12 protein-coding genes are annotated in these 14,136 nt (G+C 46.7%); 5 read left to right on the top strand and 7 right to left on the bottom strand.

The genetic code is table 11. From position 1 onward, the window contains the following. Positions 1-54: 54 nt before the first annotated feature. The 4 genes from E4U82_RS02520 to cbpA all read right to left on the bottom strand — a co-directional run bounded on the left by E4U82_RS02520 (position 55) and on the right by cbpA (position 4,597). Positions 55-1,926: a PTS fructose transporter subunit IIABC gene (locus E4U82_RS02520; RefSeq protein WP_135108468.1), complete on the bottom strand. Its 1,872-nt coding sequence runs from the start codon at positions 1,924-1,926 to the stop codon at positions 55-57. Positions 1,927-1,940: 14 nt separating this feature from the next. After that, positions 1,941-2,858, bottom strand: a complete 918-nt coding sequence (gene pfkB / locus E4U82_RS02515; protein ID WP_135108467.1) for a 1-phosphofructokinase — start codon at positions 2,856-2,858, stop codon at positions 1,941-1,943. After that, on the bottom strand, positions 2,855-3,604 hold the full coding sequence (locus tag E4U82_RS02510) for a DeoR/GlpR family DNA-binding transcription regulator (protein ID WP_135108644.1): 750 nt from the start codon (positions 3,602-3,604) through the stop codon (positions 2,855-2,857). Before E4U82_RS02510 ends, pfkB begins: the two co-directional genes overlap by 4 nt. A gap of 369 nt (positions 3,605-3,973) precedes the next feature. Then, positions 3,974-4,597, bottom strand: coding sequence for a cyclic di-AMP binding protein CbpA (cbpA, locus tag E4U82_RS02505; RefSeq protein ID WP_135108466.1), 624 nt, complete (start codon positions 4,595-4,597; stop codon positions 3,974-3,976). 212 nt (positions 4,598-4,809) lie between these two features. On the opposite strand from cbpA, the gene E4U82_RS02500 reads away from it, so the two are divergent. The 3 genes from E4U82_RS02500 (at position 4,810) to E4U82_RS02490 (ending at position 8,559) form a co-directional block, all read left to right on the top strand. Then, on the top strand, positions 4,810-6,396 hold the full coding sequence (locus E4U82_RS02500) for an amidohydrolase (RefSeq protein WP_135108465.1): 1,587 nt from the start codon (positions 4,810-4,812) through the stop codon (positions 6,394-6,396). A 184-nt stretch (positions 6,397-6,580) separates the two neighbouring features. Beyond that, on the top strand, positions 6,581-7,756 hold the full coding sequence (locus E4U82_RS02495) for a pyridoxal phosphate-dependent aminotransferase (RefSeq protein WP_135108643.1): 1,176 nt from the start codon (positions 6,581-6,583) through the stop codon (positions 7,754-7,756). Positions 7,757-7,776: 20 nt separating this feature from the next. After that, positions 7,777-8,559: an ABC transporter ATP-binding protein gene (locus tag E4U82_RS02490; protein ID WP_135108464.1), complete on the top strand. Its 783-nt coding sequence runs from the start codon at positions 7,777-7,779 to the stop codon at positions 8,557-8,559. Positions 8,560-8,689: 130 nt separating this feature from the next. Here the strand turns inward: E4U82_RS02490 and E4U82_RS02485 are convergent, their stop codons facing one another. Together E4U82_RS02485 and E4U82_RS02480 are read right to left on the bottom strand one after the other, a co-directional pair. Then, positions 8,690-9,055, bottom strand: coding sequence for a hypothetical protein (locus E4U82_RS02485; RefSeq protein ID WP_245183502.1), 366 nt, complete (start codon positions 9,053-9,055; stop codon positions 8,690-8,692). A gap of 181 nt (positions 9,056-9,236) precedes the next feature. Next, entirely contained in the window at positions 9,237-10,166 is a 930-nt protein-coding gene (locus E4U82_RS02480; RefSeq protein ID WP_135108462.1) for an LCP family glycopolymer transferase, read from the bottom strand. Between the two features lie 568 nt (positions 10,167-10,734). Between E4U82_RS02480 and E4U82_RS02470 the strand changes: the two genes are divergently transcribed. Together E4U82_RS02470 and rraA are read left to right on the top strand one after the other, a co-directional pair. Further along, entirely contained in the window at positions 10,735-12,279 is a 1,545-nt protein-coding gene (locus E4U82_RS02470; RefSeq protein ID WP_135108460.1) for a multicopper oxidase family protein, read from the top strand. Between the two features lie 134 nt (positions 12,280-12,413). After that, positions 12,414-12,893: a ribonuclease E activity regulator RraA gene (gene rraA / locus E4U82_RS02465; RefSeq protein WP_135108459.1), complete on the top strand. Its 480-nt coding sequence runs from the start codon at positions 12,414-12,416 to the stop codon at positions 12,891-12,893. A 93-nt stretch (positions 12,894-12,986) separates the two neighbouring features. Here the strand turns inward: rraA and E4U82_RS02460 are convergent, their stop codons facing one another. Then, positions 12,987-13,940, bottom strand: coding sequence for a hydroxyacid dehydrogenase (locus tag E4U82_RS02460; RefSeq protein ID WP_135108458.1), 954 nt, complete (start codon positions 13,938-13,940; stop codon positions 12,987-12,989). Positions 13,941-14,136: the final 196 nt, after the last annotated feature.

Genomic DNA, 14,136 nt, shown 5'->3' with positions numbered 1-14,136 from the left:
GTTCCATATCACACTCCCTGCATTCATTCATATGTCATTTTTCGGCCATTTACATTATGATCGGATCGGTTTCTTCCACAGACCGAGAACAATTGCCGTGATGACGGATCCAATCGCAAGCGCCACCAGGAAGAGAAGGGCATGGTCAGCCAACGGAATGACGAATATACCACCATGTGGCGCTGGAATTGAGCTGGCCCAAAGCTGTGTCAGACCACCGCCAATCACCGCACCAATAACAGATGAGCCAATCACACGCATCGGATCGGCAGCCGCAAACGGAATCGCTCCTTCTGTAATAAAAGATAAGCCCATCACATAATTCGTCATACCTGATTTGCGCTCTTCTTCCGTAAATTTACTTTTAAAGAAAGTCGTCGCCAGCGCAATGGCAATCGGCGGAATCATCCCTCCAAGCATAACTGCTGCCATTAAGCTGCCATCTCCGGTATCGTTAAAAATGCCAATCGAAAATGTATAAGCAGCTTTATTGAATGGACCACCCATATCGATCGCCATCATGCCGCCAAGCAGCGCCCCAAGAATGACCGCATTGCCTGTTCCGAGGTCTTCCAGGAAACTGATCATGCCGGTATTGATTGTTGAAAAAACCGGATCGATCAGGAAGTACATAAAAAGCCCGATCAGAAACAGTCCTGTTACCGGATAAAGCAGCACTGACTTGAGGCCGTCCAATGATTTTGGCAAGCCGCGGAACCATCTTTTCACAAGCAGCACGAGATAACCGGCGAGGAAGCCGGCAACCAGCCCGCCAAGAAAACCGGCATTGCTTTCAACGGCCATAAAACCGCCGACAAGCCCGGGCATCAATCCAGGTCGGTCAGCAATGCTCATAGCTATATATCCGGCAAGAATTGGAATCAGAAAGCTAAAGGCATTACTTCCGATTGTATTGAAGAAGGTGAAAAGTTCATGATCTTCTCCCAGAACCCCTTCCACGAGAAACGAAATTGCCATCAAAATACCGCCGCCGACAACGAATGGCAGCATATGCGAAACACCATTCATCAAATCTTTATAAATTTTCCTCCATACAGACGTTGAGGATTCTGTATCGTCATCCGTTTCAACGGCTTCACCCGCATGATAAATGTTGGCGTCACGATTCACCACTTTCGTGATCAGTTCTTCCGCGCTATTGATGCCATCACTTACCGGTCGTTCCAGCACCGGTTTCTGATCAAAACGGGCCATCGCCACATTTTTATCAGCCGCAACAATGACTCCTGCCGCCCGCTCAATTTCTGCTTGAGTCAGGGGATTTGCCGTACCATCCGAGCCGTTCGTTTCCACCCGGATGTCCACACCCATTTCAGCTGCCTGTTTTTTCAACTTATCTTCAGCCATGTATGTGTGCGCAATTCCGGTTGGACATGCAGTAACCGCTACAACGAATGGCCGCTCCTCTACACCACCGTCTACTTCGTTCTCAGACGGTCCTCCCGATGGATCCTTCTCTTCCTGATGGAAAAGCGCCTGGACCTCTTCCGGTGTTGAGGCCTGTTTTAATTGCGCGATAAAGTCCTGATCAATCAGCATTTTCGATAGCGCTGCCAACGTTTGCAAATGGGTATCATTCGCGCCATCCGGTACCGCAATCATGAAAAATAAATACGTCGACTGACCATCCAAGGCCTCATAATCCAGTCCGTTCTCACTTTTGGCAAACAAAACCGCCGCTTCGTTGACCGCATCCGTTTTGGCATGCGGCATGGCAATACCGTCACCCAAACCGGTCGAAGTCTGCTCTTCCCGTTTTAAAATCGCTTCTTTAAAAGTGTGGGCATCATTTACCACATTGTTTGCCTCAAGGGACGCCACCATTTCGTCAATGGCAGCCGATTTGTCTGAGGCCTTCATATCCATGATCATGATATCGTTTCGCAGCAAGTTATTAATGTTCATGCTTCTCCTCCCCTTTATTTAGAAATGCGGGTGATATCGATTTTTTCCCGTAATGAAAAAATATCCCCGGCCATGGCTAAATCGTTCGAAAAGGCAGTCGCACTGCCTGAAGCGAGACTCATCCGGAAAGCTTCCATCACATCCCTTGTTTTCCTAAACGTGCCGGTGAACCCTGCAATCATTGAATCCCCAGCTCCGACAGAGTTTTTGGTTTCTCCCGTCGGTGTTGATCCATGGTAAATTCCTTTTTCAGTAAACAGCAACGCACCCTCGCCGGCCATGGAAACGATGGCATGCTGGGCGCCCAGATCGAGTAATTTAGTTCCGTAGTGCATGACGTCATGCTTGCTGCTGAGGGTAACGCCAAACAAGTCGGCCAGCTCTTCCTTATTGGGTTTGACCAATAACGGCCGGTAAGGTAATGCCGATTTCAGAGCATTGCCTGTCGTATCAATGACAAACGTGGCACCGGATGCCGAAATGCGCTCAATCATTTGTTGCTGAAAGTTTTTCGTTAACGATGGTGGCCAGCTTCCAGATAAAATGACCGTGTCGTGACTGGTGACATTGTCAAGCTGATGCAGCAAATGATCCGCTTCGTTCGCCAGGATTTCCGGTCCCCGGCCGTTGATTTCTGTTTCTGTTCCAGACTTCAGTTTAATATTGATCCGTGTATCATCCTGAATCGGTGTGAAGTTCGTTTCAATGCCCTTGTTATCCAGTGCTTCTGCAATAAAATTCCCGGTAAAACCGCCCAAAAACCCAAGGGCTGTCGTGTCATATTCCAGTTCATGCAACACGCGGGAGACGTTAATCCCCTTACCGCCGGGATACTTCATCGCATTTTCCACTTTATTTAACTCGCCAAGGTTTAATTGATTGACCTGGACAACATAATCGACTGAAGGATTAAGCGTTATCGTATAAATCATTTTGCCGCCTCCATGATAGTTGTTTTTTCCCGATAATGCTCAAGGTGATTGGTTAATTGATCGGTGACAATGGTGACATCCTCCAGTTCACACACTTTCGCAAAATTAACCTTATTCCATTTGCTCTGATCTGCCAGTAGAAAGGTGGCAGCCGCCTGCTGATGGGCTATTTGCTTTAAAACTGCTTCCTCCGGGTCCGGTGTCGTACAGCCAAATGCCAGATCAATGCCATTCATGCCCAGAAAAGATTTATCGAATCGGTAGTTTTTAAGTTCGTTCAAGCTTTGCGATCCGATAATGGCTTTGGTTGACGGCTTGATCTTTCCGCCTGGCAGATAGGTTTCAATTCCTTGATCAGCCAGAAATGAAGCATGTTGAATGCCATTTGTCACAACCGTGATATACTTATGTTTTAAATAGGACAGCATAGCGACGGTGGTCGTGCCGGCATCAATGAAGATGACATCATTGGTTTCAATAAGATTGGCTGCCATTTGCCCAATTGATTCTTTAGATTGAATGTTTTTGAATGATTTTTCCGAAGTCGTTAATTCCTCATCCAGATGATAGGTACGTTTTGCTCCGCCGTGGATACGCGTCAGCTCCCCGGCTTCTTCCATCTGGTCCAAGTCCCTTCTGATGGTCGACTCCGAACAGCCGATGATACCCATCAAGTTCTGTGATTTAACAATACCATCCTGCTTCAGCAAATCTAAAATAACCTGATGCCGTTCTTCGGTTAACATCACATCAACCCTCCATTACCATTATAATACCACCAAAAACATTCATAAACAATCAAAAATAAAAACTTTCAGATGCGTCACCACGTCTGCCCATAAGAAAAGCGCAGGGCGCCTTGTTCACCCCCGAAAAACTTAAGCAAGAATTTGTAGTGGCGAGTTTTGCCACGTAAAATGATTGCTTGAGACCTCGAGGGGGTAAGCGCTGGAACTGCGCCAAGAGCTCGTTCCACCAAGGTCTCTGCTGCAGCTTTAGCGTTGCCAGTTCCCCGGCGCTTTCGAACAATAATTTTCTTAGACACCAAAAAAGACGCGAGGTTTGTCTCCTCACGCCATAATGTATAGGGATATTGCCTCCGTCCCTTTATCTTTTTACAATACCTCAATGTCTGTCACGGTAAATTTATCTTTTTCCAAATCCTCGACAACGCGCCGCATCGTTTCTTCGTTCACATCGTCCGGCAATACAATGCAGACACGCCGGACAAATTGCGAATCGTTGTTCAAGGAGATAACGCTTTGCAAATTGCAATACTTGTTAACCACCTTGAGCATTTTTCTCAAAGCGCCAGCATATTCAATCGTACCAATCGTGAGCGAGTAACTGCCATTGTGTACGCCCCAGGCATTTTCCAACACTTCAATAATGTTCCCGTTGGTTAAAATACCCAGGAAGTTCTTCTCGTCATCGACAACACCTAAAAATGGCAGCCGCTTAATCGATGAGAACACTTTGACAAACGGATCTTCTTTATTCACGAATCCTGTTTGATCCTTCACCAGCTCACTGACAGGCCCCTCCAGTGTTCCGTCATTTTCGCGTTCCAGCAAGTGGACTTTGTAAATATTGCCGACATATTTTTCCTCAGCTTCATCAAGCACCGGAATACAACGGTAACCCGAATCTACCAGCCTGCTCAATGCCTGTTCCTTACTATCAGTCTCCTTCACATAAACAACATCCCGCTTATCAACATAATCCTCATTAATAATCATAAAGACGCCTCCCATCTACAGGACAGTAAAAATTAATTAATAGCCTTTGCCCTCGTCTTGTTGCTTCTATTTTGCTATAGATAGGAATTAATTTCAATAATTAAAAATATGATCGATTCATAAATGTCATTCTACCGATACGCCTGTTTTTTTGTTATGATGATAAGAACTCGACGAACGAATCTTTGCCACTAGGAAGGCAGGTTAAATAAATGCGGAAAATCTATATAAATGGGAGCTTTTATTCGTTTGACAAAATAAGGCCGATGACACAGGCTGTTGTTGTTGAAAACGGCCGGTTCATTGATATGGGGTCAACTGCTGATATGCTGTTGCGTTGGGAAAATCCCGAAAGTGAAACGATCAATTTGTACGGGAAGGCTGTCACCCCCGGTCTGATTGACAGTCATATGCACCTGTCAATCACTGCTGAGCATTTTCTTAACCTGGATTTGACCGGGGTCACTTCCAAACGTGAAATGCTTGAGAACATACAAGCATATGCAAAAAACTTAAAGCAAGGTGAATGGCTGCTTGGAAGGGGCTGGGATGAAAACTTATTTACCGACGGCGGCATACCGACGATTGACGAATTGGACAATGTCTCGCCGGCTAATCCGTTATACATTCCGCGGGTTTGCAGCCATGCGTTTCTCGTCAACAGTCAAGCCCTGGAGGAAAGCCATTACCATCCATCAATGCCTGTCCCTGAGGGTGGGACCATTGTGCTTGATGAGCGAACCAAAAAGCCAAACGGCCTTTTGCTGGAATCGGCGTCACAGCTCATTACGGAATATATTCCGGAAAAATCATATGACCAGCTGAAAAGTGCTTTGCGCAAAACGATCCAATTTGCCCTTTCAAAAGGGCTTACGAGCGTCCATACGAATGACCCGCACTTTTTAGGCGGCCTCAACCAGACATATCAACTGTATGATGAATTGCTGAATCAGGAGCAGCTTGGCCTTCGAACCAATCTATTAATCGATTATGACTTTCTCGGCGACCTCAGAACGAATGGCATGTATGCAGGCTTCGGCAATGACACATTACAAATCGGTGCTATTAAACTGTTTGCCGATGGAGCACTTGGAAGACGGACCGCGTTACTGTCAAAGTCATACAGCGATGCGCCGGAAACGCATGGTGAAGCCATGTACGATCAAGCGACACTCTATGAAATGGTTCAGGATGTACGGAATCTTTCCATGCCAATAGCCGTGCATACAATTGGCGACCAGGCACTTGAAAACGTCCTCGATATTCTGGACCAATTCCCTGCTGTTTCATACCGGGACCGAATCATTCACGTGCAAATATTGAGAGAAGACTTGATTAAACGGCTGGCAAACCCGAGTCGGATTGCCGATATCCAACCGCGGTTCGTTCCAAGTGACTTTCCATGGGTGAAGGAACGGCTGGGAGGAAAACGCTCCGCACTTTCCTATAGCTGGAAAACATTGCAGCAAGCGGGTGTCATTTGTGCCGGCGGTTCCGATGCGCCTGTCGAACCGGTTGATCCGCTTATGGGCATTCATGCTGCCGTGACAAGAAAGGCACCCGGGGAAAGCCATGACGGATGGAACCCGCAAGAAAAACTATCAATGCATGAAGCTTTCCGGCTATTTACGGAAATGGGCGCCTGGCCGACAAATGAGGAAAATAATAAAGGAACTATTTCCCGTGGCAAACTGGCCGATATGACGGTTTATTCCCGTGATCCATTCAAGATGGAACATCCGGATGAACTGCTGGAGACCAATGTTGAAATGACCATTATCGGCGGTGACGTGAGATAGGGGGAAGGGGGAGTTCTGCAGAAGGCCCCTCCTTCGCGTACCAAAGTGTCGCTTTTCTTTACAATCCCTTCAAACAAAGCTATCATAAACTCAATTCATTTCGTCGGGTATCAGGGATCCTGTCGCTTAACAGATTGATAGGTGCCAGTAACCTGTCGTTCAGTCCTAAGGGGGAGTATAGATGATTCAAAATTTTGAACAATCTGATATGCTAAAACGATTACCCGAGCAGTTTTTTGCCAAGCTTGTTGCCAAAACACAGGAAGTCAAAGAACAGGGGCATGACGTGATTAATCTGGGACAGGGCAACCCTGATTTGCCGACACCGGAGCCTATTGTCAAGGAGCTGCAGACGGCTGCTGAAAACCCGGTCAATCATAAATATTCGCCTTTCCAGGGCTTCGGCTATTTGAAGCAGGCTGCCGCTGATTTTTATAAACGGGAATATGACGTTTCGGTCGATCCGGAACAGGAAGTCACCATCTTGTTTGGTGCCAAAGCAGGACTCGTGGAGCTCAGCCAATGTTTCTTGAACCCGGGTGACACAGCACTTTTGCCTGACCCCGGCTACCCTGATTATCTTTCAGGCATTGCCATGGCGAGTGCTGAGCCAGCTTTCATGCCGCTGCAACGGGAAAATAACTTTTTACCGGACTACAGCGCAATTTCTGAAGAAGCGCTTGATTGTGCAAAATTAATGTTTTTAAATTACCCGAACAACCCGACCGCTGCTACGGCGACAAAAACCTTTTATGATGAAACGGTAGCACTTGCCAAAAAGCATCACATTTGTGTTGTGCAAGATTTTGCATATGGGGCATTGGGACTTGATGGCCAAAAACCGCAAAGCTTCCTTCAATCAGAAGGGGCAAAAGACATCGGTATCGAAATTTATACATTATCGAAAACATACAATATGGCCGGCTGGCGGGTAGCGTTCGCTGTGGGCAACCCATCCGTCGTCCAAAGCCTTAACCTGATTCAGGATCATCTCTATGTCAGTCTGTTCGGTGCTGTGCAAAGTGCAGCCGCAGCAGCTTTAAATAATGATCAAACCGCTGTTAAACAGCTTGCGGCTACATATACCGAACGCCGTGACCGGTTCATCCGGGCATTAAACGATATCGGATGGGACGTTGACATACCAGAAGGGACCTTTTTTGCGTGGCTGCCTGTCCCGTCCGATTATACATCCGAGGAATTTGCAGATCTATTACTGGAAAAAGCCCATGTTGTGGTCGCACCGGGAAGAGGTTTTGGTGACTATGGAGAAGGCTACGTTCGGGTCGGGCTGCTTGCGTCAGCTGAACGCCTCGAGGAAGCCGCAGCCAGAATCGGCAGACTGGAAATTTTTAAATAGGGATATAGGGAGAGATAAGTTTGACACATGTAATTGACCTGCAGGATGTTTCCTGGAGAAGGCAGCAGAAAACCATTTTAACCGATATCAATTGGTCTGTGGAAAAAGGTGAGCACTGGGCCGTTTTAGGATTAAACGGTTCCGGGAAAACGTCCTTGTTAAATATCGTCACCGGTTATTCCTGGCCAACAGTCGGCCATGCCCGTATTTTAGATAAGCCGTTTGGACAAGTCGACATCCGCGAACTCCGCAAATCCATTGGCTGGGTCAGCTCGTCTCTCCAGGAGCGGTTCAAAGCGTCTGAACGGGCTGAGGACATTGTGGTCAGCGGCAAATTTGCTTCCATCGGGCTTTCATATGAGGCCCCGACTCCATCAGATTTTGACAAAGCATTCCATATCATGGAGCAGATGCGATGCCGTCATCTGGCCGGCCGGACGTACCAGACGTGTTCACAGGGAGAGCGGCAAAAACTTCTCATTGCCAGAGGTCTGATGGCTTCACCTGAGCTTCTGTTATTGGACGAGCCAACGAGCGGCCTGGATTTCATCGCACGTGAAGAGTTGCTGTCTGCCATTCAGGAATTGATCAAACAGGACGACGCCCCAACCATTATTTTTGTAACCCATCATATTGAGGAAGTTTTGCCTGAGTTTTCTCATACCCTCTTGCTCAAAGATGGAACGATATTTGCAAAAGGTGTCAGCCAGGACGTGTTGGCCACCGGCAGTCTTTCCCGATTTTTTGATCGGCCGGTACATGTTGAATGGCATCATGAGCGACCATGGCTGTCACTTCGCTGAACAGGGTTCCTCTCACCCTGTTAATGGGAAAAGCTGCGCAGAAAATAGGAAGCGATAACGTCCCGGCCATCAGATCGCCGAATCTCCGGGCTGTTTGATATGAACGGATTTCTGTGCAGCTGACCACCGGCTAAGCCCGCGTTTTCACAAGCCAGCCAACGACGACAGCGTACACCGCATGTGCGGCCGTCCAGTATCCCCACGATGTGACATTCCCTGGATCAGGCGGACGTTCAGTCAACCCGGTAAGAGAATATAAAATAGCACTGCCGGCCGTATAGATCAGAAAATATGCCGTAAGCGACCGCTCCGCCCTAATGATGATCAACAAGTAAAACAGGGCGACAACACTGGCGATGCAAAATACAAAGTGAAAAGCAATACCGCCAATATTCTCCGGCCCCCAGTCGTGCAGCAGGGGTACATAGTCCGTATTAAACAGTAATACATATGCCTGACTGCCGGTCAACAGCTGAACAGCTTTTAAGAGACTCATTAAAATGACCCCTGAAATCATGCCGATAAAACTAAGCCTGACGATCCGCTTCATTTCAACCCACTCACTTTTAAAAAAGACTGCTTTATCTATTCCCTACCCATATCGTGATAAACTTTTCCCATAACAAAATCAATATTATGTAAAAGAGGAGACAGGCGCCTGCCTAGTCTCCTCTGTATCACGATGTTTCCTTACTGATCATCCCATGCACTTTAGCCACTTCATCATCCGGAACCATCAGATAATAGATCCCATCAATACTTGTTCCGCTCCCTTTCATCTGATAGCTCACCATGTTTTTCCGGGTACCCCGGTAACCGTTAAACAGTGCTTTCATGTCATTAAAGTCCATGTTAGTCTTCATATTGCTGCCGAGCACATCGATATAGTCATTGATTTTCGTGACAGAGCCAACAGAGGCGCCACGCTCAATGATCCCTTGGATGACTTTTCTCTGACGATCCGTACGGCCGAAGTCACCATTCGGATCCTGCTTGCGCATTCGGACATAAGCCATCGTCTGATCCCCATCCATTTCAACAGGACCAGTATTAAAATCATATGTCCCGTCATTCCAGGCAATTTCGTTATCGACAGTAATCGTGCCAAGTTTATCAACCAGTTCCTGAAGCCCCTGCATATTCATGCGAACATAATAATCCAATTCGATATCCAGAAAATGTTCAACCGTTGCGACTGACATATCACTGCCCCCATATGCATAGGCATGATTGATTTTATCTTCAACCCCCTTGCCGATAATGGTCGTTCGCGTATCACGGGGGATACTGACAAGCTGCATGGAATCGTCGTTTGGATCGAGCGACAGGACCATCAGCGCATCCGATCGGCCGCTGTCATTTTCACGTTCATCCACTCCGAGCAAAAGCACATTCAACGGCTCAGAGGCTCCCATCTTTTTCTTGGTCACGCCAGGGTCAATCGAGTCAACCGGCTCATGCATCTGTTCATTGACTGTATCTTTGGCGTTGTCATAAATGGTAAAAGCATAAATTCCACCAGCTGCAATCAGTACAACCATAACGGCGATGATTATCCTCAGCCATCTTCTTTTTGGTCTTCCCTGCCCAGCTCTCGTATTCTTCATCTTTCCGTCCCCCGATATCTTCTCTATTTATCGATTCATTAGGTCTTTATTCTTAGATGTACTATGTCACATTATCGCACATAACTGCTGCTTTTGTCACCTTGAATTTGTGAAATAGAGACTAACCTAGGAGCTTTGGACAAAAGTAGCTTTATTAAGGAAAGATCCGAACTAGTTGGAGCATATAACCCGCTCCGGAAATATACTTCGCTTTCCGCGGGCGGCTGGTGAGCCTCCTCGTGCTTCGCACTGCGGGGTCTCACCGAGGCCTTTCGTCCCGCAGGAGTCTACGTATATTTCCTCCGCTAAAGCAATGTATTGTTCGTTTTTAGTTTTATACATCTTAGTTCTGTCCAAGACTCCTAGGAGCTTTGAACAGAAGTAAAATAGCCAATTCCCAAGACGAACCATACACTGCGATCCTCCCCATCTCGTCTGGAATGTCAGGAACAACTGAAATTTTGACGCCAGCATGCCAGCATGGAAGGCCCCCCCTTCTCTTGCGCCCATTCACTTTTTCCCCCTTCAAGCATCTACTGTTATAAGCGCACATTTGAAGGGGTTGAACATGTTGAACAAAAAGCTTAAAAAATTTGTGGATGCTTTGCCGATACCCAAAACCTTAAAGCCAGTTCTTACCGACAACCATGCGGGTTATTATAACGTCCAGATGACGGAATTCCGTCACAAGATGCATCGTGATTTAAGACCAACACGGCTGTGGGGCTATAATGGCCAATTCCCTGGCCCAGTCATCGACGTCAATCGCGGCGAGCCGATTCAGGTAAAATGGGAAAACAAATTGCCGGATAAACATATTCTTCCGATTGATAAATCGTTTCATCATCTAGACGAATTACCGGAAGTCCGCACCGTTACCCATTTGCATGGCAGTGAGACAAAACCGGAAAGCGACGGCTACCCGGAGGCCTGGTATACGCGGGACTTTCAGAAAACAGGCCCTGAATTTAAAAATGAAGTCTATCATTATCCCAACCGCCAGCGTGGCGCCACATTATGGTACCACGACCATGCAATGGGCATTACCAGACTGAACGTTTATGCTGGTCTGGCAGGGATGTATATTATTCGTGAGGAACAGGAAAAGTATATGCATCTTCCTTCAGAGGACTATGAAATCCCGCTGATCATCATGGACAGATCGTTCAAAGATAGTGGTGAACTCTTCTACCCGCCTCAGCCGGATGAGCCTCAGGAAAACTGGCCAAATCCGTCCATCAGGCCATTCTTTAACGGTGAAACAAACATCGTAAATGGTAAAATATGGCCTTATTTGGAAGTGGAGCCGCGGAAATACCGGTTTCGTATTCTGAACGCCGCCAACTCACGTGCGTATCAGCTATATCTTGATTCAGGGCAGTCATTTTATCAAATCGGAGCAGATGGCGGGTTAATGCAAAAAACAGTCAAACTGGATAATTTATCGGTCGAACCTGCCGAGCGTTTTGATGTGATTATTGATTTTTCCGGTTACAAAGGCAAAACCATTACATTGAAAAACGACCTTGGACCAGATGCCGAACCTGACGATGAGACCGGCGATGTCTTGCAATTTAACGTGAACATCCCATTATCATCAGAAGACAGGAGCAGAATCCCCCGGAATTTAACACGGATTCCTCCATTAAAGCAAAACAACATTCAGCGCATTCGAAACCTGAAACTTGTTGGCTCGACTGACGACCTCGGCCGGCCACTATTACTGCTGAATAATCAAAAATGGATAGACCCTGTAACAGAAACACCTGAACTCGGCTCAACCGAAGTCTGGTCATTTATCAATGTTACAAATTTCACCCACCCGATGCATATTCATCTGATTCAATTCCAGGTTCTCGATCGACAGTCATTCGACCTTGATCGGTATAATAAAGATGGAAGTATTATCTTCACCGGCCCGCAAGAATCGCCAAAAGCGAACGAAAAAGGGTGGAAAGATACCGTGGCAGCACCAGCGGGACAAATCACACGCGTCATCGCTAAATTCGGGCCATTTACTGGTGACTTCGTATGGCATTGCCATATACTCGAGCATGAAGATTATGACATGATGCGACCAATGAGAGTCATTGATAAGGATAAACGCGAATAGGATAAACGGACGCTTTACAGTGGTGTCACACCTTTTTTAGTCGAACATCTTCCTTCGCTGCCCGCGTCTTGACAGTTATATAGATATCGGATAAGTTTTAAAAAATAACCTTACTATGAAAGAGGGTGGCAGAAATGCATGTTAAGACAACCGATTTATGTGATGATTATTCAACCGAATTGGCGATCTGCAAACAACCGTTAACTACCTATGGAAAGAAAAAATCATTCGCTGGTCCGATTTCCACTGTCAAAGTGCTGGAGGATAATGTGCTCGTAAAGAAATCTCTCGAAACCATTCCTGAAGGTCATATCCTGGTTGTGGATGGTGGTGCCTCCAGAAATTGTGCATTAATGGGAGATCGTCTTGCCAGCATCATAAAGAAACGCCATCTTGCAGGGGTGATTATATATGGATGCATCCGCGATTCCGCGGACATTGCCCAGATGGACGTTGGGGTTCTTGCGCTCGGAACAAATCCTTTAAAAAGCAGCAAAAAAGGTGAGGGTGAAAAAGATATAACCCTAACTTTTGGAGAAGTAGATTGGGAACCCGGGAGCTTTGCATATGTTGATGAAGACGGTATTGTCATTTCGAAAAGGAAGCTAGTTTAAAACAACAATGACAGAGCTTTTGCTCACCTTAAACAGAAAAAATCCATCTTCCCAAACCGGAGATGGATTTTTGGTATGCAGCCGCTTTTATGATCACACAACTGCACAGATAGACTTCCGGCCGTTCAGCACATTGTCAACTTCCCGGGCAATCAGCATGGCTGTTCGGGACTGTGCTTCATCTGTCAGACCTGCAATGTGCGGTGACAATCTGATGGATTCAACCTTTGCAAGCTGTGACCCTTTTTCAACCGGTTCCGTTTCAAGCACATCAAGGTATGCGCCCGCGAGTTTGCCTGACTGCACCGCTTCAACCAAATCTTGTTCATGGACAATGCCGCCTCTGGCTGAATTAATAATGTAAGCGTGCGACTTCATTAATGGCAGATTATCTTTGTTGATCATGTGCTTTGTCCCCTTGGTTAGCGGCACATGAACAGAGACAAAATCCGATTCATCCAGCAGTTCATCGAGCGTCTCAGCTGGATGCACCCCGGTTTCCTGCACGACATGGTCGAAAGGCGCAACAAACGGATCATACCCAATGACATTCATACCAAATGCGTGTGCACGTTTGGCAACACGATGTGCAATTTCGCCCATTCCCACGAGCCCGAGTGTCCGGTTATGAAGTTCATATCCCGTGAAAAACTTACGGTCCCAATTCCCGCGGCGCACATCCGCATCTGCATCTGACAGCGGACGGGAGGCATCAAGCATTGCCGCCATCACGTACTCCGCAACAGAAGTCGCGTTCGCATTTTTAGCCGAAATAACCGGCATGTTCCGCACCTTAGCCGCCTCGAGATCAATGTTATCCAGTCCGACACCAAGTCGGCCGATCACTTTGGCATTCTTTGCTGCTTCAAGAAATTCGGGATCCACACGCGTTTCATTCCGTACGATCAGCGCATCATATTCAGGCAGCATTTGAAGCAGTTCATCACGCTTTCGGCTTAATTCCATATCATAGTCGACTGTATAGCCTTTTTTTCTGAGCGCTTCAATGCCGTCATCCCACATCAATTCAGTTACGAGAATTTTCATAAATGGTCACCCCTTCTTTGAGTGGTTATTAATCTATGAATCTGTTCCTGACTTTTTCATCATGTAAACAACATTTCCGTAAGTTCATGCCTTTTTTTGAGTATATGCAGGTTGTGCAGCAAGAATGCTCAGGGCAGAGCGTCTCGTGTTTCTTTAGTAAAAATGATTTTCCTCAAATCTATGGATCACATTTCAA

This window comes from Lentibacillus salicampi (assembly GCF_004565465.1).
GTDB classification, from domain to species: Bacteria; Bacillota; Bacilli; order Bacillales; family Amphibacillaceae; genus Lentibacillus; species Lentibacillus salicampi.
Note: the sequence above shows the minus strand (reverse complement) of the source record. Positions and strands in the feature narration are given on the sequence as shown.

Bases quoted from the DNA above. Each gene is read 5' to 3' on its own strand.
- E4U82_RS02520 (WP_135108468.1), bottom strand. From the start codon at position 1,926: ATGAACATTAATAACTTGCTGCGAAACGATATCATGATCATGGATATG.
- pfkB (WP_135108467.1), bottom strand. From the start codon at position 2,858: ATGATTTATACGATAACGCTTAATCCTTCAGTCGATTATGTTGTCCAG.
- E4U82_RS02510 (WP_135108644.1), bottom strand. From the start codon at position 3,604: ATGTTAACCGAAGAACGGCATCAGGTTATTTTAGATTTGCTGAAGCAG.
- cbpA (WP_135108466.1), bottom strand. From the start codon at position 4,597: ATGATTATTAATGAGGATTATGTTGATAAGCGGGATGTTGTTTATGTG.
- E4U82_RS02500 (WP_135108465.1), top strand. From the start codon at position 4,810: ATGCGGAAAATCTATATAAATGGGAGCTTTTATTCGTTTGACAAAATA.
- E4U82_RS02485 (WP_245183502.1), bottom strand. From the start codon at position 9,055: ATGAGTCTCTTAAAAGCTGTTCAGCTGTTGACCGGCAGTCAGGCATAT.
- E4U82_RS02480 (WP_135108462.1), bottom strand. From the start codon at position 10,166: ATGAAGAATACGAGAGCTGGGCAGGGAAGACCAAAAAGAAGATGGCTG.
- E4U82_RS02470 (WP_135108460.1), top strand. From the start codon at position 10,735: ATGTTGAACAAAAAGCTTAAAAAATTTGTGGATGCTTTGCCGATACCC.
- rraA (WP_135108459.1), top strand. From the start codon at position 12,414: ATGCATGTTAAGACAACCGATTTATGTGATGATTATTCAACCGAATTG.
- E4U82_RS02460 (WP_135108458.1), bottom strand. From the start codon at position 13,940: ATGAAAATTCTCGTAACTGAATTGATGTGGGATGACGGCATTGAAGCG.